Raw genomic sequence first — 18881 nt, 5'->3', positions numbered from 1 at the left:
GCCGTTGACGCAAGGACCATCAGCAGCGCCCCGGGGCAACCGGGCGCTGCCAGAACAAGATTTCAGGAGCAGGACAATGGGCAGGTTACTGGGTGTACTGATCATGGCCTCGGCGCTTTGCGCCTGCGGCATCACTGACCGCGTCGGCAAGCGCGTCGACGACACCTGGGCAGGTGACATGCTGTTCAGCAGCGACGAAAAAGTGGTGCTGATCATTGACGGCGGCAATCAGCTTAACCCGGACGTGGCCGGCACACCGCTGTCGGTGGTGGCGCGCGTCTACCAGTTGACCAGCCTCGATCGCTTCATCACCAGCGATGCCGACACCCTCCTCGACCACCCTGAACAAGCGCTGGGCGAGACCGTGCTCGATACCCGCGAAACCGTGGTGCTGCCAGGTATCGGCAGCGTCCAGAACTGGCCGCTGGCCAAGCAGGCGCGGTATGTCGCCGTGGCCGCGTTCTTCCGCGACGAAAGCGGCGGGCGCTGGAAGATGGCCTTCAATGCCGACGCCTTCCGCAAGGACGGCATCTTCTTCTCGTCCGAGGGCGGGCGGGTGCTGCTGGACCTCAACCAGATCACCGCCGAGCGTGGCCAGGATGTGCTCCAGCTCCCGGCCCAGCAAGCCATCGCCACCCTGCAGCCGGCGCAGCCGCTGGAAACAGAGCCGACCGTCAGCCAGCAACTGCAAGCCAAGGCACTGGACGCTGCCCAGCAGGCCGCTGGCGATGCTGCCGAGCAATCGGCCAAGAAAGCCATGACCAATGTATTCGACTCAGCACTGGAAGGTATCCAATGAGCAACAAGAGCCGCGTGATGTGGTCGGAGGGCATGTTCCTCCTGCCCCAGCACTTCCAGTATCAGGATGAGTTCCACCAGCACCAGCTGGCCCAGGCGACCTTGCGCTCGTCCCCTTTCCACTGGGGGGTGCAGGCGCTCGAAGTCGATGAACAGGCACTGAGCAGTGGCGTGCTGCAACTCAATCGCCTGCACATGGTGTTCCCTGATGGCTCGGTGTTCGACGCCCCGCAGCATGACCCGCTGCCTGCTGCACGCGACCTCAAGGAGGTGCTGCAGGGCTCCGGGCTGAAGGTGTATGCCGCACTCAAGCTGGCAGAGCCATACAGTGCCAACTACCTGGAAGAAGGCGCCGAGCGCAAGGGGGCGCGCCGCTACCGCAAAGCCTTCGCCACGCTGCCCGACCTCAACGAAGGCGACCTGGAGAACGAAATCACCAGCCTGCGCCTGAACGTGGTGCTGCTGGTCGATGGTGACGCGCTGGATGGCTACAGCTACTGCCCGCTGCTGCACCTGCAGCGCAACAACGTCAACGCGTTCAGCGTCGACAGCCAGTTCGTCCACCCGGCCTTGCACCTGGGCGCCCACGAAACCCTGCTGACCATTGCCCAGCGCCTGCTGGCGCTGCTGCAGAGCAAGAGCGAGACCTTGTCCGGGCGCCGCCGTGAACGCGCCGACCAGATCACCGAGTTCGGTTCCAGCGACGTCAGCCTGTTCTGGCTGCTGTATACCGTCAACCGTGCCTACCCGGGCCTTGCGCACCTGCTGCAGCACCCGCGCCTGCACCCGGAGCAGCTTTATCGCTTCCTTGCCGAGCTGGCCGGCAGCCTGCTGACCTTCTCGCTCAATGCACGCCTGGACGATATCCCGGCCTACGACCATCAGGATCCGGCCGCTTCGCTGCTGAAGCTCGACCGCCTGGTGCGCGAGCTGCTCAACAGCGTGGTGCCGAACCAGTACATCCCGATTCCGCTGGACCAGACCCGTTCGTCCTACTACGTCGGCCGCCTCAACGACCCACGCCTGGTCGACGCCGACTTCTATATCTCGGTGCACGCCGACATGCCCGGTGCCCAAGTGCTGGAGCTGGTACCGCGGGCCTTCAAGGTCGGCTCGCCGGAAGACATCGAAGTGGTGGTCAATACCGCCATGCCGGGGGCCACGCTCAACCACTGCGTGCGCACGCCCAATGCCATCCCGGTGCGCCTGGACAACCAGTACTTCGCGATCGAACCCCACGGACGGGTGTATGAACGCATGATGAGCGCCCACGCCATCGCCTTCTACGTCCCCAGTGCCTTCAAGAACCTCAAGCTCGAACTGATGGCGGTGCTCAAATGACTGTTGCCGTAATGCCGGGCGGCGCAACCGCCGCCGAACAACCCTCCACCCTCAAGGCCATGGTCAAGGACTTCCTGACCATGGCGCTGATGATCCGCCGTGGCAACAAGGTGGTCGATGTGCAGCGCCTGCGTGCCGGCGTCGACGAGTTCTTCCCGGCCCTGGAGCGCGATGCCCGCCGCGCCAACTACAGCGTCGAGCAGGTCAAGGACGTGCAATACGCGCTGTGCGCCTTCCTCGACGAAAGCGTGCTGAACGCCGGCCCCAGCGAGATCCGCAACCAGATCGAGATCAACCCGCTGCAGTTCCAGTACTTCGGCGTGCACCTGGCCGGCCAGGGCTTCTTCGACAAGCTCGAAGCCCTGCGCACCGACGTCAAGCGCAACCTCGACGTGCTGGAGGTGTACCACCTGTGCCTGGCCCTGGGCTTCGAAGGCAAATACAGCCTCGAGCAGAAAGACCAGCTGCGTTACATCGCCAATACCCTGGGCCAGGACATCGCCCGCCACCACCCGCCACGCAAGGCCCTGGCGCCGCAGTGGGCGCTGCCGGACCAGGTGTCGCAGATGCTGCGCTACGAAGTGCCGCTGTGGTTGTACCTGGTGCTCGTCGCGCTGGTCTGCGGGGCAGTCTACCTGACCCTCGACTGGTTGCTGGGCAAGGAAGTCGCCGCGTTGGCGGAGCAGGTTCGCCGGCTGTTCGGCGTTTAACTCGGGTACGGTCAGGACGACATGAAAGCACTACTGCGCTGTTTGAAAAATTTCTGGTTTGCCTTGGCACTGGTCTGGTCCATCGGCCTGCTGGCCTGCTGGTTCGCCTTGCCGCGCTGGCAGTTCACGCCTGAACAGGTGTATGTGGCAATGACGCTGTTCAGCGCCGTGTGCCTGCTGCTGATCGTGTTGCGCCAATACCGCCGCATCCGTGCCGAGCAGAACATCGAGAGCCTGGTGCAGCTGGAAGTCGACCGCTCGCTGGGCGCCGAAGGCGAGTTCCGCGACCAGCACGTGCTGCGCGAACGCCTGAAGCACGCCATCGCCATGTTGCGTTCGGCGCGCTCGGCCGGTGGTGGCGGTGCCTCGGCACTCTCCGACCTGCCGTGGTACCTGGTGATCGGCATGTCGGCCTCGGGCAAGACCTCGCTGCTGACCCGCTCCGGGCTTTCGGCCTCGATCGCCGGGGCCCAGGCCAGCGGCTTCGACAGCGGCACCCAGCACTGCGACTGGTACTTCAGCCCCGAAGCGGTGCTGATCGACACCGCTGGCCGCTACCTGCGCGATGACGCCTCGGCCAGCGAGTTCGCCTCGTTTCTCAAACTGCTGCGCAAGCAGCGCAGCAAGCCTGCGGTGAACGGCCTGGTGCTGGTGGTGAGCCTGCCAGAGATCATCTGCGCCACCGTGGCCGAGCGCGAAGCCATGGCGGCGCGCCTGGTCAGCCGCATCGACGAATACAGCGAGTGCCTGGGCGTGAACCCGCCGCTGTACCTGATGCTCAGCAAGACTGACCTGCTGCCAGGCTTCAGTCAGGCCTTCGAAGGCCTGGACAATGCGCAGCGCCAACAACCGCTGGGCATGACCTTCCCGCTCGCCGAAGTGCGCCACAAAGGCCTGCGCAGTGTCGCCGAAGCCCGCTTCGCCCAACTGCTGGGCAGCCTGCGCGAACATGTCGAGCACCAGGTGATCGCCGCCGGCAACACCGCCAACGTAGAGCTGCTGCAGTTCCCCAGCTACTTCGCCGAGCTTTCCAGTGTGCTGGGTGGTTTCCTCGAGCAGTTCGAGCGCACGGCCGACGGCCGTACCCCGCCGATCGTACGTGGCGTTTACTTCACCAGCGCGCTGCAGACCGACGAACAGCTGCCACCGGTCTACGAAGAGGCCTTGGGCGCGCATTACGCCCTGCAGGCCAGCGAGCGCCCGGCATCGGGCAAGCCGGCCAGCAAGATTGGCGACAAGAGCTTCTTCATCACCGAAACCTTCCGCCAGGTGGTGTTCCCCGACCGCAACCTGAGCCTGTACTACTCCCGCCAGGGCCGTACCCGCGCCCTCACCCCTGCCCTGGCCGGCGCTGCCGCGCTCGCCGGTGTTGCTTTGCTGGCCTGGGAAGGCGTGTCGTTCCACAACAACCGCCAGGTACTGGCCACCATCAGTGGTGAGCTGAGCGAACTGGAACAGGCCCCTGACCAGGCCGAGCGCCTGGCATCCGGCCAGGCGATGGAACAGCTGCGCCACTACCTCGGCCAGTTCGAAGGCTACGACAGCGAGGGTGTGCCGCTGGCATTGGGCGCCGGCCTGTACAGCGGTGCCGAACTGCTCAGCCCGCTGCGCCAGGCCTACCTGCAGCAACTGCGCACCCAGGCCCTGGAGCCGATCGGCAAGCAGTTGCAGGTGCAACTGCGTGCCCTCAACCAGTTCGCCGAAACCGTCGACCGCACGCCGCTGGCCGACACCGGCAAGCGCCGCGCGGCGAAGGCAGCGGATGCCGCGCCGGGCAAAGACATCAAGGTGTTCAAGGCGCCGACTGCTGCCGCACTGACCACCAACGTTCCGCGCAGTGGCGCGCAACTGGCCGGCCAGGTGCAGGCCGCTGCCAGCGAAGCCGGCCAGGACGGCCGCCGCCGCGCACTCGATGCGCTGCATGAAAAGGCCCGCTCGGTGTCCAGCGCCGACCCGTCCGAAGACACCGCCCTGACCGCCGGCCTGTCGCTGTCCGAGGACAGCCTCGGGCGCCTCAGCGAGCAGCAGGTGGCCTCGGTGATCGAAGCCTACAGCGCGCTGAAGCTGTACCTGATCCTGACCCGCCCGCAGGAGCACCCGGACGCCGACTTCGTCGCCGCCGAACTGCCCCGCGCCTGGGCTCAGGCCGCGCAGGCCCAAGGCCACGACATCGACCCAGTGCTGGTCGAGGCCAACAGCGCCCTGTACGTACGCTACCTGCAACAAGGCACGGCACCGGCATTGCGCCGCAACGAGCAACTGGTCAGCGATGCCCGCCAGAGCCTGCGTTCGTTCATGATCGCCAGCTCCCTGGTCGACCGTGAGTACCTGCGCCTGCAACTGGAATCCGGCCGTCAGTATCCGAACCTGACCCTGGCCGACATGGTCCCGGCCACCAGCCGCAACCAGCTGTTCTCCGCCGAAGCCGTGCCGGCCTTCTACACCCGCCAGGGCTGGGAAGAATATGTGCAGCCAGAGCTGATCAAGCTGCTCTCGGGCGACCTGCGCAACGACAGCGACTGGGTGCTCGACGGCGAAGGCGGCAATGGCCTGGTGCAGAAAGCCAACTTCATGCGCGAGCTGCTGGCCCGCTACAAGGCCGACTACGCCGAAGCCTGGTTCAACCTGCTCGAAGGCGTTGGCGTTCGCCACTTCACCGACATGGCCAACGCCAACGAGCGCCTGGCGGTGCTTAGCGACGTGCAGAACTCACCGGTGAAGAGCCTGCTCGCCGCCGTCAACCACAACACCGACTGGGACCTGCCCAAGCAAGCGGCCGCCTCCACGGCCAGTGCAGCTGAAGACAGCTTCTGGGCCAGCGTCAAGGGCGCTTTCAGCAGCCAGGGCGCTGCGGTGGAAAACGTTGTCGCACAACTGCCGCGCGTCAATGACGGCAGCCTGGCCAAGCGCTTCGAACCGGTCTCGCGGCTGTTTGCCGCGCAGAATGCCGAAGGCGCCGACAGCACCGTGATGGACCGTTACCTGGCTGCCCTGCGCAAGCTCAAGGTGCGCCTGAGCAACATCCAGCGCTCGCAGGACGTTGGCAAGAACAGCAAGCTGCTGATCAGCGAAACCCTTGAAGGCCAGCCTTCGGAAGTCACCCTGGTGCGCAACTACGTCGAGACAAGCGTCGACACGTCGGCCGGAAAGCTGTCCGGCGCCCTGCTGCGCTTGTTCAATTCGCCGCTGCAGTACACCTGGGAAACCTTGCGCGACCCGGCCGGGCAACAGATCGCCAAGGCCTGGGCACAGGACGTGGCGCGCCCTTGGCAGCAGGTCATGGCGCACCGCTATCCGATCGTCGCCGACAGCAAAAACGAAGCCTCGGTCAAGGACCTGCAGCGTTTCGTCGACCCCGAAAGCGGCCTGCTGCCGGCCTTCAAACGCAATGAAATCGGTAACCTCGCCGGTGGCGAAGGCCTGGGCATGGGCACTGGCAACAGCACCAGCCCACTGGTGAACACGAAAATGGTCGATAGCATCGACAAGGCCAGCTCGGTCGGCCAGGTGATCGCCAGCCTCTCGGACCGTGAGAACGGCTTCGAGATCATGCTCGAACCCTCTGCGCGCTACACCGACATCATCTTCACCCTCGACGGCCAGGAGCAGCACTACCGCAACGGCCGCACCAGCTGGAACCGCTTCGCCTGGCCGGGCAGCAACAACGCCCCGGGCGCACGACTGGACGTGGTCACCCTGGAAGGCCAGCGCATCACCGTGTTCGACTACCCCGGCCGCTGGGGCCTGCTGAAGATGAACGACAGCGCCCGGGTCAGCGACCTGGACACCGTGCAGCAGCGCTTCACCTGGCAGTCGGTGGCTGGCCCGGTGAGCCTGGTGGTGCGCAACTATGGCGGCGTGAAGATGACCGACCTGGCCCAGGTCAAGGCACTCAGCGTGCTCAACGACAGCGCACGGGTGAACTGATGCTGACCCTTACCCTGACAGGGGCGCCCGGCCAATGATCGGATGTTTTGGCAAAGTCCCGGCCAGTGCCGACTTCGTCAGCCTCAACGGCACCTTGCCAGAGGTGTGCGAATTCGACCTGTGGCTGCAGAACGGCCTCGGCCGCATGCAGGCACAGGCCGACTGGCGCGAGCGTTTCGATGCCCTGCCGGTGTGCTTCTTCTGCTACCGCAGCCGCACCGGGCAGTGGCTGCTCGGCGGCTTCATCAGTTCGCGCGATACCAGTGGCCGGCGCTACCCGTTCATGGTGTTCCAGAGCATCCGCATGGACCACGATGTGCGCTTCGTCAGCCCGCACATCCTCTGCGAGCTGTTCGCCGGGCAGATCAAGCCGTTGCTCATGCAGGCCGCCCAGGGCGCCGACATGGCCGAGCTGTTCGAGCGGATCAAGGCCATGCGCGGCTGGACCGCCCAGGACCTGGACCTGTACCGCCGGGTGCACGAGAAGTTTCTTCACGACTTCAACCTGCGCGACGTGGCCCGGCCGCTGCGCCACAGCTACCCGGAGTTCGACACCCAGGCCGGCATGGCCAGCCTGTACCGCCTGCGCACTGCCTTGCAGCAAGCGCACACGCCGCCGATCTGCCTGCCGCTGCCGGCCCAGAGCGGCCTCAAACGGCCCATGGCCGACCTTTGGTGCACGCTGCTGTCGCGCCTGCGCGGCAGTGCCGGCATGCCCGACGTCAGCGTGCTGGTGGACAACTTCATGCGCCCCGGGCTGCTGTGCTTCGCCTCCCGCGGCAGTGACGAGATCTACCGGCTGCTGACCGGCATTGCCGACAGCAGCGAGCGGCATGACCTGCTGGACCCTTTGCCGTACCCATCGAGCGGCAGCCCCCTGGTGCTGCCAGCCGATGACCTGGCCCTGAACGATTTCATAGAGCGCTTCGCCAGCGCGCGGGACGAACAGTATTGATGAACAGGCTCAAGTACTACTTCTTCAAATATCAGCCGTATGTGCTCGGCGTGGTGTTTTTCCTGGCCATCTTCCTGGTCTGGGCGGCTGGCATCGCGCTGGGCTTTGCCTCGCTCTCCAGCCTGCTGGCCGGCATCGGCGTGTTCGTGCTGCTGTCCGCCCTTTACGTGTTGCTGATGTACCGTGGCGTATCGCAGCACCATGACCTGCAGGCGCTGCTGCGCGAGGACGCCGACCAGGCGGTGCTCAACGCCAACCCGCAGGACCGCGAAGAAGTCAGCCTGCTGCGCGAGCGCCTGCTGCAGAGCATCGAGCGCCTGCAAGGCAGCAGCAAAGGCGGTGCCAACAAAGATGCGCTGTACGCCCTGCCCTGGTACCTGGTGATCGGCCAGCCGGCGTCGGGCAAGAGCACCATGCTCTACCAGTCCGGCCTGACCTTCCCTTACGCCGAGCGCGAAGGCGCACGGGTCGCCGGCTTCGGCGGCACACGCAACTGCGACTGGTTCTTCAGCTCCGAGGCGGTGCTGCTCGACACCGCCGGCCGCTACATGGACAACCAGGAAGAAGCCGGCAAGTGGCGCGCCTTCCTCGGCCTGCTGCGCCAGCACCGTCAGCGCCGCCCGTTGAACGGCCTGATCGTCGCGGTCAGCATCGAAGACATCCTGCACGCCGGTGCCGATGGCCGCGAGCGCCTGGCCAAACGCCTGCGCGAACGCATCCAGGAAGCCCACGAGCTGCTGGAGCTGCGCCTGCCGATCTACCTGGTGTTCACCAAGTGCGACTTGCTGCCAGGCTTCACTCACTTCTACCGCCAGCTGGACGCCCACTCGCGCGACGAAGTGATGGGCAAGACCTTCAGCCACGAGGGCTTCGAACAGTCCGACTGGAGCACACGCTTTGCCACCGCCATGAACGACCTGGTCGGGCACTGGCAGGCACTGGCCGACCAGCAACTGCTGCTGCAGGACATTCAGCTGACCCGTCGCGACCCGGCCGCCTACCGCCTGCCGCTGGAGCTGGCAGCGCTCAAGCCGCTGCTCAACACGTTTGTTGCCGACCTGCTGCGGGCCAACCCCTACCAGGGTGCCGAGCTGCTGCGTGGTTTCTATTTCACCAGCGCCCTGGATGCCGACGAGCCGGCCCATGGCCGCTATGCCAGCGACGTGCGCGAGCGCTTCGCCCTGGCCGCACCGGGCAACGACGCAGCGGCAATCAGCCAGGCCGAACCATTGTTCATCACCAGCCTGTTCCGCAAGGTGATCATCCCCGACCAGCACCTGGTGGCGCTGTACACCAGCAACCGCCGCGAACACCGCCGCAAGGCCGGCTGGGTCGGCGCGGCCAGCCTGGCCGGCCTGCTGCTGTGCCTGGCCTGGGGCTGGTCGTACAGCAACAACAAGGCGTCGATCCAGGCCCTGGCGGCCAACCTCGACAGCGCCCGCCAGCAGGATGCCGCTGCCCGCCAGCAATACACCGCCTGGCACAGCCTGGACCAGTTGCGCCAGGCTGCCGCCGAGCTGTATGCCCGCCACCATGGCGAAGGCGTACCGCTGAGCATGCGCATGGGCCTGTACAGCGGCCACGACGTCGAGCCGTTCGTGCGCCAGGCGTACTTCGCCCAGCTGGAAAAGGTCATGCTCAAGCCCACCGCCGACAACCTGACCCGCTCGCTGTACCTGCTCAGCAGCATCAAGATCTACCAGCGCAACGCCTCGCGCCTGGAGACCGTGAGCGGTATCGACAGCGTCGAGCCTCGGGCCCTGCCGGTGGACAACCGCGCACAGTCGGTGGCCACCTTCGGCCAGACCACCCTCGACACCTACCTGATGCTGTCCAAGGCCCAGCGTGAACAGGCCCAGCCGGCGGTGCTCAAGGCGCGCATCCCGGATTACTGGTACCCGGCCATCTACAAGCAGGTACCGCGCCCGGCCGGGCAGTCGGCGCAAGCCTTCGGCGAGGGTGAGGACTACCAGTTCGCCGGGCGCCAGATCGCCTTCTACAGCGACCAGATCCGCGAAGAAGATGTGCCGCGCATCCTCAACAACGCGTTCCTGGTGTCCAGCTCGCGCAACTACATCAACAGCCTGCTGACCCGTTCGCTGCGCGCCATCGAGACCATCACGCTGGAGTCCGACACCCTGTTCGCCTTCGGCCGCGCCGACTTCCAGAGCCTGGAAGCCGCCGGCCAGCGTCAGCTGAGCAGCATCGCCAACAAACTGCTGAACACCCCCAACGTCGGCAAGATCGTGATCACCGGCCATGCCGACCAACTCGGCGACCGCCAGAGCAACCTGCAGGTTTCGCGGCAACGTGCGCAGACCATCAAGACCTACCTGGTGGGCAAGGGCCTGCCGGCGGAACTGGTCGATGCGGTGGGCGAAGGCAGCAACAAACCCTTGGTGCGCTGCAACATGCAAGCGCCGCGCACCGAACTGATTCAGTGCCTGGAACCCAACAGGCGCGTAGAGATCGAGGTTCGGGCACTTGATTGAAGCCCGGTCTCAACACGACGCCTGCGGCTGGTCCGCAGGGGTCACACTCAGGGCAGGTCCAGGTACTGGATCAAGGAAGCCCTTTATACCTATGGAGAAATGTAGAAATGGCATTTGACGCATACATCAAGATTGACGGCATCCCAGGCGAAGCACTGGATGACAAGCACAAGGACTGGATCGAAGTACTGGGCTACCAGTACGGCGCCACCCAGGCTACCTCGGCGACCGCCAGCTCCTCCGGTGGTGCTTCGTCCGAGCGTGTCAATCTGAGCGATTTCACCATCCGCAAGTACGTCGACAAAGCCTCCGCCAAGGCCTTCGAAGCGTGCTGCAAAGGCCAGCACATCAAGGAAGTGGTGCTGAACGTGAACCGTGCCGGTGGTGACAAGGTGACCTACCTGACAATCACCCTCGAAGAGGTGGTGATCTCCTCGGTCAACTTCCTCGGCAACCTGCCGCTGGACGGCGAAGCCAAGTCCGAAAGCGACCTGCCGATGGAAGAGATCAAGTTCAACTTCTCGCGCATCAAGACCACCTACACCCAGCAGAAGCGCTCCGACGGCGCCGGTGGCGGCAAGGTCACCGGCGGTTGGGACCGTTCGCTGAACAAGGTCTACTCCTGAGCCTGACCTGAGCTGGCGCCGGTAACGGTCAGCTCGTTCGAGGGTCCCGTGCCTGCAAGGGCACGGCGACCTTCCTTTCACCTTCACACAGAGCCGTCCATGCACGACATTCTTGACGACCTATCGCTGTCTGCCCTGCGTACCCCGATTGACGGTGGCGCCGGCGAGGACCTGAGTTTTTCCAGCCTGTTCGATCAGATCAAGGAGGCGCGCCGCGCCGACCCCGAGTACCTGACCCAGGGCGACTGGCAGACCGACCTCAAGCAGGCCGACTGGGAGCAGGTGATACAGCTGGCTGCCGCCGGCCTCACCGAGCACAGCAAGGACCTGATGCTGGTGGCCTGGCTAAGCGAAGGCCTGGCCCACAGGAAGCAGTTTCCGGGCATCCGTTTTTCCCTGGCGGTGGCGCAAGCCCTGCTGGAAGATTTCTGGGACACGCTCTACCCCTCCCTCGACGAGGGCGTGGACGAGCGTGCTACCCGCCTGGCGTGGTTGACCACCACGCTGACCGAGGTGGTCCGCACCCTGCCGATCACCCAAGGGCAAGGCTACAGCCTGCTCAAGTATGAAGAGTCGCGCCAGGTCGAGAACCTGGCCCGGCAAAACCCGTCGGCCATGCACCAGGCCCTGGAAGAAGGCAAGATCAACGCCGAACTGTTCCAGCGCTCGGTGGTGCTGACCGATACCGGGCACCTGCACGGTTTGCACGCCCAGATCAGCGAATGCCTGGGCGCCTGCCAGCAACTGCAGGCCGCGGCCGACGCCGCGTTCGGCCATGACGCGCCGAGCTTTCTCGCCCTGGACGACGTGCTGGTGCATGCCCGGCAACTGGTCGAACGCCTGCTCAAGGAGCGTGGCGTCGACGTGGCGCAAGCGCCTGCGGTGCCGGCCGAAGAAGCCGCGCAGCCTGAACGGCCGGCAGCGGTCAGCACGGCCGCGCCCGCCGCACAGCGTGGCGGCGATGCCCCCCTGCGCACCGTACCGCTGACCCGCGAAGAAGCCTTCACCCTGCTGCAGGGCGTGGCGCAGTTCTTCAAGCAGACCGAGCCGCACAGCCCGGTGCCGTACCTGGTGGAGCGCGCCATCAAGTGGGGCAACATGCCGCTGGAATCCTGGCTCAACGATGTGATCAAGGACAGCAGTGTGGTCGATGGCATTCGCGATGTGCTCGGCACCTTGCAACCTCGTGACTGATTTGTGGTCCTAGCCGGCTGAAAAGGAGTTTCGACATGCGTCCCATCATTCTCTTGAACGACCCCACCGACCGCGGCGGCATGGTCGTGCAGGGCTCCTCCTCGACCCTGGTCAACGACCGCGCCGTGGCCAGGCTCGGCGACAAGGTGATGTGCCTGCACGGTGCCTGCGTGATCGCCAGCGGCGACACCACCACCCTGGTCGACGGCAAGCCGGTGGCCCGCCATGGCGACAAGACCGCCTGCGGCTCCAGCCTGATCGCCACCAACAGTGACACCGGAATACTGTAAGGACTGCCAGCATGTTGAAACCCTTCGCCCAGGGCCATCGCTCGTTGTGGGACGTGATCGGCGAGCGCCGCGAACAAGCACAGCGCCTGGCGCCGCCGCCACGCCCGCGCGCGGAGTACGACACCACCCGCATCGGCGTCAGTGATGCCTGGCTGTGGCTGCCCAACCTGACCCCGGCCGAGGCCAAGGCAGGCAAGGCGCTAGGCAGGGTCAACGCCGACTTCGAGCACGACCCGCGGCTGGTCACCCCGGCCGGGCACCGCCACACCGTGCGGCGCATTCGCGCAGGCAGCGCGCGTGCCGAAGTCAGGATCTTGCCCAGGGCCCTGCAGTTGTTGCAGGCCATGCTCGGCCAGTGGCACGACTTCGCTGGCGGCCTGGACTGGGACCAGACCCAGGTGGTGGTGTTCGCCCCCACCGGCCTCGACGCCGAGGCCTGGCTGGATGCACTGCTCGAAGCCTGGCCGTTCGACTACTTGCCCGGCCACGGTTTCAGCGCCCCCGGGCAGACCTTCGCCACCTGGTTGCCGTGGGCCCAGGGCAACGAGCTGGAAGCCGCCAACCTGCTGTGCATCGGTATCGACAGCTGGGCTACGGTGGACCGCGCCGGAAGCGCTAAAGGCGAGCGCATGGCCGGTGAAGCGATTGCCGTGCTCAACCTGCGACGCATCGACCTGGCCAACCCCGAGGGCAATGCGCGCTGGCAGTTGCGAGCTGCGGTGAGCCACGACCATGGGCCGCGGGCGCTGCTGCCCCGCAAAGGCTGCGGCGGCCTGGAGCAGGTGAGCGAGCAGCTGTGCGAACAGGCCGGCATTGCCTTGACCGACGTGAAAGGCCTGGTTACCGACGGCCACCACGATGACAACCGCCTGGAGCACCTGTACCAGCTGCTCGACACCCACCTGCCCGACTGCGACATGCAGCAACACGTGATTGGCCATGCCCTGCTGGCGGGTGAATACGCGCCGGGCATCAGCGAAATGAGTGCGCTGGCGCTGGCGTTGCAAGCGGCCAACAGCCTGGAAGGTGCAGTGCTGGTGCTGGATCGGCATGCATCGACACAGACCCAGGGCTGGTTGCTGGGGCCGGCACTGAACGAGGCTGTCGATTTGCAACCGATAGAGAACGTTTGATTATCAGGAGACCCTTGTCATGGACCTGACCTTCGGCACCCTGCTTTCGCAAAGCGGCCGCCTGCTGCAACTGACCACTCCGTTGGGTGCCGATCAGCTGCAGGCCCTGCGCGCCCATGGCGTCGAGCGCATCGGCCGCACCCCGCGCTACACCCTCGACGTGCTGGTGCAGGACACCGAGTACGACCCGGAAAAACTCATCGGCCAGCCCGTCAGCCTCGCCCTGCTTTGCGACGACGGCAGCCAGGCCCCGCGCCATGGCCTGGTCGAGAGCGTGCGTTACCTGGGCAGCGACGGCGGCCTGCATGACTGGCAGCTGGTGTTCGCGCCCTGGTTCAGCCTGCTCGAATACCGCAGCGACTGCCGCATCTGGCAGGACAAGGCCCTGCCCGCCATCCTTGAAGCCGTGTTCGCCCAGTACGAGCAGGCCAAGGGCAACTACCGCCTCGACCTGCGCCGCGAATACGCACCGCTGTCCTACGTCACCCAATTCAACGAGACCGATGCCAACTTCGTGCAGCGCTGGTGCGAGCTTGAAGGCATTTTCTGGTACGTCGAGCACAAGGCCGACAGCCACTGCATCGTCTTTACCGACAGCGTCGACACCCTGCCCGCCCTCGCCCCGCAACAAGTGCCGTTCCACACCCAGAGCGTGACCCAGAAGCAGGATGGCATCACCCAGTGGAGCACCGGTTCGCAGCTGCTCAGCGGCAAGCTCAACTGGCGCAGCGTCGACTACCTGGCCCACAGCCAGCCGCGCGAAAGCGTGATGCCGGCGCTGCAGGCCGCCTCTGCCCCGGCGGCCTTGGAGCGTTACGAATACCAGGGCCAGTACAACTGGCAGAAGCAGGAGCGCGGCGACTGGCTCAGTCGCGTGCAGATCGAACAGCACGAATCCCAGGCCCGCCGCGTGCACGGCCAGGGTGGCGTGCGCCAACTCGAAGCCGGTCGCTGGTTCGAGCTGACCCAGCACCCGCTGTACGAGCGCAAGGCCGCCGAAGCCCGGCAGTTCCTGCTGATCGAGGTGCAGTTCTTTGCCGAAAGCAACCTGCCCATGGCCCAGCAGCGCCGCGAAGCCCCCGGCAGCCTGGCACCGCTGTTCAAGACCGTGCGCCCGGCGCCGGACGATTCGCTGCTTGGCTCGGCCCTGAGCGAAGCTTCTTATGGCTTCTTCACCAGCCACTTCGAAGGCCAGTTGCACAGCGCGCCGTACCGCAGCCCGTTCGAGCACGCCAAACCGACATCGCCTGGCCCGCAGACCGCCGTGGTGGTCTCGCCCAGCGGCCACGAACTGTTCACCGACAATCTCAACCGTGTGTGCGTGCGCTTCCACTGGGACCGCTTGAGTCAAGACGGCGAGTTGAGTTCCTGCTGGCTACGCATGCTGCAACCGAGCAGCGGCCCCGACTGGGGCAGCGTGCACGTGCCACGCGCTGGTGAAGAGGTGGTGGTCACCTTCCTCGACAACGACATCGACCGCCCGCTGATCATGGGCCAGGTGTACGGCGGCCATAAACCGGCCTGGCACTCCAGCGGTTTGATGAGCGGCTACAAGAGCAAGGAAATCGGCGGCGGCGGCTTCAACCAGTGGGTGATGGACGACTCCACCGGCCAGGTACGCACGCAGATCCACAGCAGCCATGGCCACACCCAGCTCAACCTCGGCTACCTGATCGACCAACGCGGCAACAACCGCGGCGCCCTGCGCGGCAGCGGCTTCGAGCTGCGCACCGACGCCTACGGCGCCCTGCGGGCCCAGCAAGGCCTGTACCTGAGCACCTGGAAACGCAGCAACGCTCAGGGCGCCCAGCTCGACGTCAGCGAAGCCCAGCAGCAGTTGCAGAACAGCGAACAACGGCTCAAGACCCTGTCCGATACCGCCAAACAGCACAACGCCGACGCCCTGCAAGCCGGCCTGGACAGCCTGACCCAGCTCAACGCCGACACCGACGTCACTTATGGCAACGACAACAGCAGCCCGAGCCAAGGCCCGAGCGAACAGCAACGCAACGGCGGTGACACCGCCTGGGCGATCCGCAGTGGCGGACGCGGCAAGACGCCGGGGTACCAGAAGCCACTGCTGATTGCTTCTTCCCCGGCGGACATCGCCACCGCCACGCCGCAGAACACCCACCTGCACAGCGGCAAGCACCTGACCGTGAGTACCGGCGAGGATGTCAGCATCGCCAGCGGCAAGTCGTTGCTGGCCAGTGTGGTGCAGAGCATCAGCCTGTTTGCGCAGAGCGCCGGGGCCAAATTGTTTGCAGCCAAGGGCAAGGTCGAACTGGAAGCGCAAAGTGATGCCATGGAACTGACTGCACTGCAGAACATGAAGCTCACGTCGCTGGAACAGTTGATCGAGATGTCGGCACAGAAAGAAATTCTGCTTACCAGCGGTGGTGCCTACATCCGCATCAAAGGCAGCAATATCGAGGTGCATGCGCCGGGAACCATCGACATCAAGGGGGCGAAGAAAACGCTGGATGGTCCAGCCAGCATGGAGCACTCGTTCAAAGAGCTACCCAACGGCCCTGACTCCGGCATGTATGACGAGCAGAACAGATTGATGACCGGATCCGGAACACCTCTAGACAACGTGGCGATCGAAGTAGACATACCCGGTAAAGAAAAAAGGGTGTATTTCACCGACCAAGATGGCCATACCCCACGTTTCTTCAGTGACACGCCAAGTGCCGCCAAGGTAAGGCTCATGCCTGATGAGTTTTTTATACCGGCGGATGCTGAAAAATTCGTACCGAGAACAAAGTCATGAAACAAGATTTCAAGTTCAACGAAAAGCCTTGCTCAGTCAATCGCTTAGGCCTTGAGTGTGAAGATGGATGGTCGCTTGGTCAGCAAGAGGCGGTACGTAGGCTCTCCATTAAAACCCGTGTCGAATTCAAGCAGACTGCTCGTTATCAATTGATCGAAAATTTCAGCACACGCGCCGAACGGATTGCTGGCAATTATGCTCGGATCTATCTTGAGCTTGAGCGCAATGGTAAACCTGAAATGAAGGGGCGCTTCTATTGGACTGGGTTAGCGGCCTTCGCGAGTAAACAGGTCATGTGCGCCTTGGACTACGCGAGCGACAGTAAATGGCGCTACACAGGGTTCGCCATACCTGCTTTCCAAAGAACAAAAACGCATCTGGGCAAAGGAAATTTCTGGTTATTTCAAGATATTTTTGTCTGGCACTGGTTCTATATAAATTTTCCGGAAGATTTCCAAAATTGCTTCAAAAAGAGGAACTGGAACTCCTACTCCGAGTGCTTTAAATCCGCATTCAAAGAACTGCCATGGCTGGAAGATGCATTACCTAAGATAAATAACTTAGAAACCACTCCTTATCTAGAGCAAGGCTTTGCATTTTTCCCCAAAATAGAGCGTTTGAGGCAAGGGGAGAGGCGCCGTGACTATCAGTTTCAATCGCTCATGGCCATCGCCAATCACGAACAGCTGAAAATCCTGCAGCCTCTTATCTATGACAGCCTTGAATTCCGGGCTCTTCTCACTAGTCAAGCACTCTTGGAAGGTCATATTGGGGTGCCACGGCGCCTTGCCGCTTTTAGCACGCAATGCGAGACAAACGATTCAAAGTACGATGTAGTAATGACGGAAGGCAAGCTTTACGACCCCGTCGACAGAATGAAATTTATTGGCAGCATCGCAAACACTTACCACTACCTCATGCTTAACGAAAAAGAGCAAACGGAAAGCATCATAAAAACCATATCAACCTGGTGCGACAATGCGTAATTTTATTTACATACTAATTTGCCTGGCGCTTTCCGGGTGCGGAGACAACGACATGAAAACAGCAACACCAACCATCAACTTCAGAATGAACGAGTCCGTACAAAAAATTTTTGACTCATCAAGTGCCCCGCTGAGCAAAGACTGCAACAGCACGTTGTGCATGTATCAGTTCGACATTCCATCCAGTAGTCCTAACAAAGCAAAAGTTACGATTTCTTCAGCTTCAGCTTCCTTGATTTTCGATGATGTCATCAGTGCAGCCCTGAGCACTTACAAAAGCGATCAGCTGAATCATGCTTATATAACGTTGGGCGGTGTGCCATCGAACGCTCGGCACGAGCAGGCTATTGATTATTTTTACACCCTGCTGGATAAGTTGCACGCTGCAGGATGGAAAAGGTACATCCTGCCCGACGAAGCGCGCATCCCTGGCACTCAAGCGGACAAATTTGATGACCCGGACATGGTCCTTGGTACTCCAGTGAGCACAGGGCCTTGGAAAGACCCTGCACTTAAGCTTAAGAAAGAAGAATGGCTGTCCCTTCCAATGTTCAGCAGCTGGTACTTCAATAAAGACGATGTTTATGTACTTCTTCGCGTGCAGAGGGAGAATAGTTCTGGTGAAGAGAAAACTCTTGGGTCTTACTTGTTCACCCTGACCTTCAGGACCGAATCCGAGTTTTACAAGGGCTTCGTAGATGATGAAGCGCGTGAAAAATGGACCACCCTCCTCCCCGCCGAACTCAAACGCATGGCCCAGGAACGCGCCCAGACCGAAGCACGCCTGAAAAAAATGGGCATCGCCATCGATGAGGACTACCAGGACCCGCCCATCAAGGCCCTGGAATAACCACCCGATCAGCCCCCACTCAGGAGACCCCTTGTCATGGACCTGACCTTCGGCACCCCGCTTTCGCAAAGCGGCCGCCTGCTGCAGCTGACCACCCCGTTGGGTGCCGATCAGCTGCAGGCCCTGCGCGCCCACGGCGTCGAGCGCATCGGCCGCACCCCGCGCTACACCCTCGACGTGCTGGTGCAGGACACCGAGTTCGACCCGGAAAAACTCATCGGCCAGCCCGTCAGCCTCGCCCTGCTTTGCGACGACGGCAGCCAGGCCCCGCGCCATGGCCTGGTCGAGAGCGTGCGTTACCTGGGCAGCGACGGCGGCCTGCATGACTGGCAGCTGGTGTTCGCGCCCTGGTTCAGCCTGCTCGAATACCGCAGCGACTGCCGCATCTGGCAGGACAAGGCCCTGCCCGCCATCCTTGAAGCCGTGTTCGCCCAGTACGAGCAGGCCAAGGGCAACTACCGCCTCGACCTGCGCCGCGAATACGCACCGCTGTCCTACGTCACCCAGTTCAACGAGACCGATGCCAACTTCGTGCAGCGCTGGTGCGAGCTTGAAGGCATTTTCTGGTACGTCGAGCACAAGGCCGACAGCCACTGCATCGTCTTCACCGACAGCGTCGACACCCTGCCCGCCCTCGCCCCGCAACAAGTGCCGTTCCACACCCAGAGCGTGACCCAGAAGCAGGACGGCATTACCCAGTGGAGCAGCGGCTCGCAGCTGCTCAGCGGCAAGCTCAACTGGCGCAGCGTCGACTACCTGGCCCACAGCCAGCCGCGCGAAAGCGTGATGCCGGCGCTGCAGGCCGC

14 protein-coding genes are annotated in these 18881 nt (G+C 63.5%); all 14 read left to right on the top strand.

Features of this window, described 5'->3' with window-relative positions:
- Positions 1-76: 76 nt before the first annotated feature.
- The gene (gene tssJ / locus ACIPZ8_RS26580; protein ID WP_400729777.1) at positions 77-799 is read left to right on the top strand and encodes a type VI secretion system lipoprotein TssJ; all 723 of its coding nucleotides are present in this window, start codon (positions 77-79) and stop codon (positions 797-799) included.
- Positions 796-2139, top strand: coding sequence for a type VI secretion system baseplate subunit TssK (gene tssK, locus ACIPZ8_RS26575; protein WP_400729774.1), 1344 nt, complete (start codon positions 796-798; stop codon positions 2137-2139). Before tssJ ends, tssK begins: the two co-directional genes overlap by 4 nt.
- Positions 2136-2849 carry a type IVB secretion system protein IcmH/DotU gene (icmH, locus tag ACIPZ8_RS26570; RefSeq protein ID WP_400729771.1) on the top strand — a complete coding sequence of 238 codons (714 nt, stop codon included), beginning with the start codon at positions 2136-2138 and terminating at the stop codon, positions 2847-2849. Before tssK ends, icmH begins: the two co-directional genes overlap by 4 nt.
- Before the next feature lie 21 nt (positions 2850-2870).
- Positions 2871-6776 (top strand): type VI secretion protein IcmF/TssM N-terminal domain-containing protein, encoded by a 3906-nt coding sequence (locus ACIPZ8_RS26565; protein ID WP_400729768.1) that lies wholly within the window; start codon positions 2871-2873, stop codon positions 6774-6776.
- Positions 6777-6810: 34 nt separating this feature from the next.
- Positions 6811-7731 carry a type VI secretion system-associated protein TagF gene (gene tagF, locus ACIPZ8_RS26560; RefSeq protein ID WP_400729765.1) on the top strand — a complete coding sequence of 307 codons (921 nt, stop codon included), beginning with the start codon at positions 6811-6813 and terminating at the stop codon, positions 7729-7731.
- A complete protein-coding gene (gene tssM / locus ACIPZ8_RS26555) occupies positions 7731-10223 on the top strand; it encodes a type VI secretion system membrane subunit TssM (protein ID WP_400729763.1) in 2493 nt (830 codons plus the stop codon). The genes tagF and tssM overlap by 1 nt, the downstream gene beginning before the upstream one ends.
- 107 nt (positions 10224-10330) lie before the next feature.
- Positions 10331-10849, top strand: coding sequence for an Hcp family type VI secretion system effector (locus ACIPZ8_RS26550; protein WP_400729760.1), 519 nt, complete (start codon positions 10331-10333; stop codon positions 10847-10849).
- Positions 10850-10948: 99 nt separating this feature from the next.
- Positions 10949-12043: a type VI secretion system protein TssA gene (gene tssA / locus ACIPZ8_RS26545; RefSeq protein WP_400729758.1), complete on the top strand. Its 1095-nt coding sequence runs from the start codon at positions 10949-10951 to the stop codon at positions 12041-12043.
- A gap of 35 nt (positions 12044-12078) precedes the next feature.
- Positions 12079-12333, top strand: a complete 255-nt coding sequence (locus ACIPZ8_RS26540; protein WP_400729755.1) for a PAAR domain-containing protein — start codon at positions 12079-12081, stop codon at positions 12331-12333.
- 11 nt (positions 12334-12344) lie between these two features.
- Positions 12345-13466: a hypothetical protein gene (locus ACIPZ8_RS26535; protein ID WP_400729753.1), complete on the top strand. Its 1122-nt coding sequence runs from the start codon at positions 12345-12347 to the stop codon at positions 13464-13466.
- A gap of 19 nt (positions 13467-13485) precedes the next feature.
- Positions 13486-16239, top strand: a complete 2754-nt coding sequence (locus ACIPZ8_RS26530; RefSeq protein WP_400729750.1) for a type VI secretion system Vgr family protein — start codon at positions 13486-13488, stop codon at positions 16237-16239.
- Positions 16236-17225 (top strand): DUF2515 family protein, encoded by a 990-nt coding sequence (locus ACIPZ8_RS26525; RefSeq protein ID WP_400729747.1) that lies wholly within the window; start codon positions 16236-16238, stop codon positions 17223-17225. Before ACIPZ8_RS26530 ends, ACIPZ8_RS26525 begins: the two co-directional genes overlap by 4 nt.
- 52 nt (positions 17226-17277) lie before the next feature.
- Positions 17278-18075 carry a hypothetical protein gene (locus ACIPZ8_RS26520; RefSeq protein ID WP_400729744.1) on the top strand — a complete coding sequence of 266 codons (798 nt, stop codon included), beginning with the start codon at positions 17278-17280 and terminating at the stop codon, positions 18073-18075.
- A gap of 36 nt (positions 18076-18111) precedes the next feature.
- On the top strand, positions 18112-18881 hold a 770-nt coding region (locus ACIPZ8_RS26515), incomplete at its 3' end, for a type VI secretion system Vgr family protein (protein WP_400729741.1).

Origin of the sequence: Pseudomonas sp. NPDC089422 (genome assembly GCF_044749405.1) — a bacterium.
In the GTDB taxonomy this organism is placed as follows: Bacteria; Pseudomonadota; Gammaproteobacteria; order Pseudomonadales; family Pseudomonadaceae; genus Aquipseudomonas.
Note: the sequence above shows the minus strand (reverse complement) of the source record. Positions and strands in the feature narration are given on the sequence as shown.

What these genes read in the sequence shown, in the direction of transcription:
- tssJ (WP_400729777.1), top strand. Translation starts at nt 77, where the DNA reads ATGGGCAGGTTACTGGGTGTACTGATCATGGCCTCGGCGCTTTGCGCC.
- ACIPZ8_RS26565 (WP_400729768.1), top strand. Translation starts at nt 2,871, where the DNA reads ATGAAAGCACTACTGCGCTGTTTGAAAAATTTCTGGTTTGCCTTGGCA.
- ACIPZ8_RS26550 (WP_400729760.1), top strand. Translation starts at nt 10,331, where the DNA reads ATGGCATTTGACGCATACATCAAGATTGACGGCATCCCAGGCGAAGCA.
- ACIPZ8_RS26540 (WP_400729755.1), top strand. Translation starts at nt 12,079, where the DNA reads ATGCGTCCCATCATTCTCTTGAACGACCCCACCGACCGCGGCGGCATG.
- tssK (WP_400729774.1), top strand. Translation starts at nt 796, where the DNA reads ATGAGCAACAAGAGCCGCGTGATGTGGTCGGAGGGCATGTTCCTCCTG.
- tssA (WP_400729758.1), top strand. Translation starts at nt 10,949, where the DNA reads ATGCACGACATTCTTGACGACCTATCGCTGTCTGCCCTGCGTACCCCG.
- ACIPZ8_RS26530 (WP_400729750.1), top strand. Translation starts at nt 13,486, where the DNA reads ATGGACCTGACCTTCGGCACCCTGCTTTCGCAAAGCGGCCGCCTGCTG.
- tagF (WP_400729765.1), top strand. Translation starts at nt 6,811, where the DNA reads ATGATCGGATGTTTTGGCAAAGTCCCGGCCAGTGCCGACTTCGTCAGC.
- ACIPZ8_RS26520 (WP_400729744.1), top strand. Translation starts at nt 17,278, where the DNA reads ATGAAAACAGCAACACCAACCATCAACTTCAGAATGAACGAGTCCGTA.
- ACIPZ8_RS26525 (WP_400729747.1), top strand. Translation starts at nt 16,236, where the DNA reads ATGAAACAAGATTTCAAGTTCAACGAAAAGCCTTGCTCAGTCAATCGC.
- tssM (WP_400729763.1), top strand. Translation starts at nt 7,731, where the DNA reads ATGAACAGGCTCAAGTACTACTTCTTCAAATATCAGCCGTATGTGCTC.
- icmH (WP_400729771.1), top strand. Translation starts at nt 2,136, where the DNA reads ATGACTGTTGCCGTAATGCCGGGCGGCGCAACCGCCGCCGAACAACCC.
- ACIPZ8_RS26535 (WP_400729753.1), top strand. Translation starts at nt 12,345, where the DNA reads ATGTTGAAACCCTTCGCCCAGGGCCATCGCTCGTTGTGGGACGTGATC.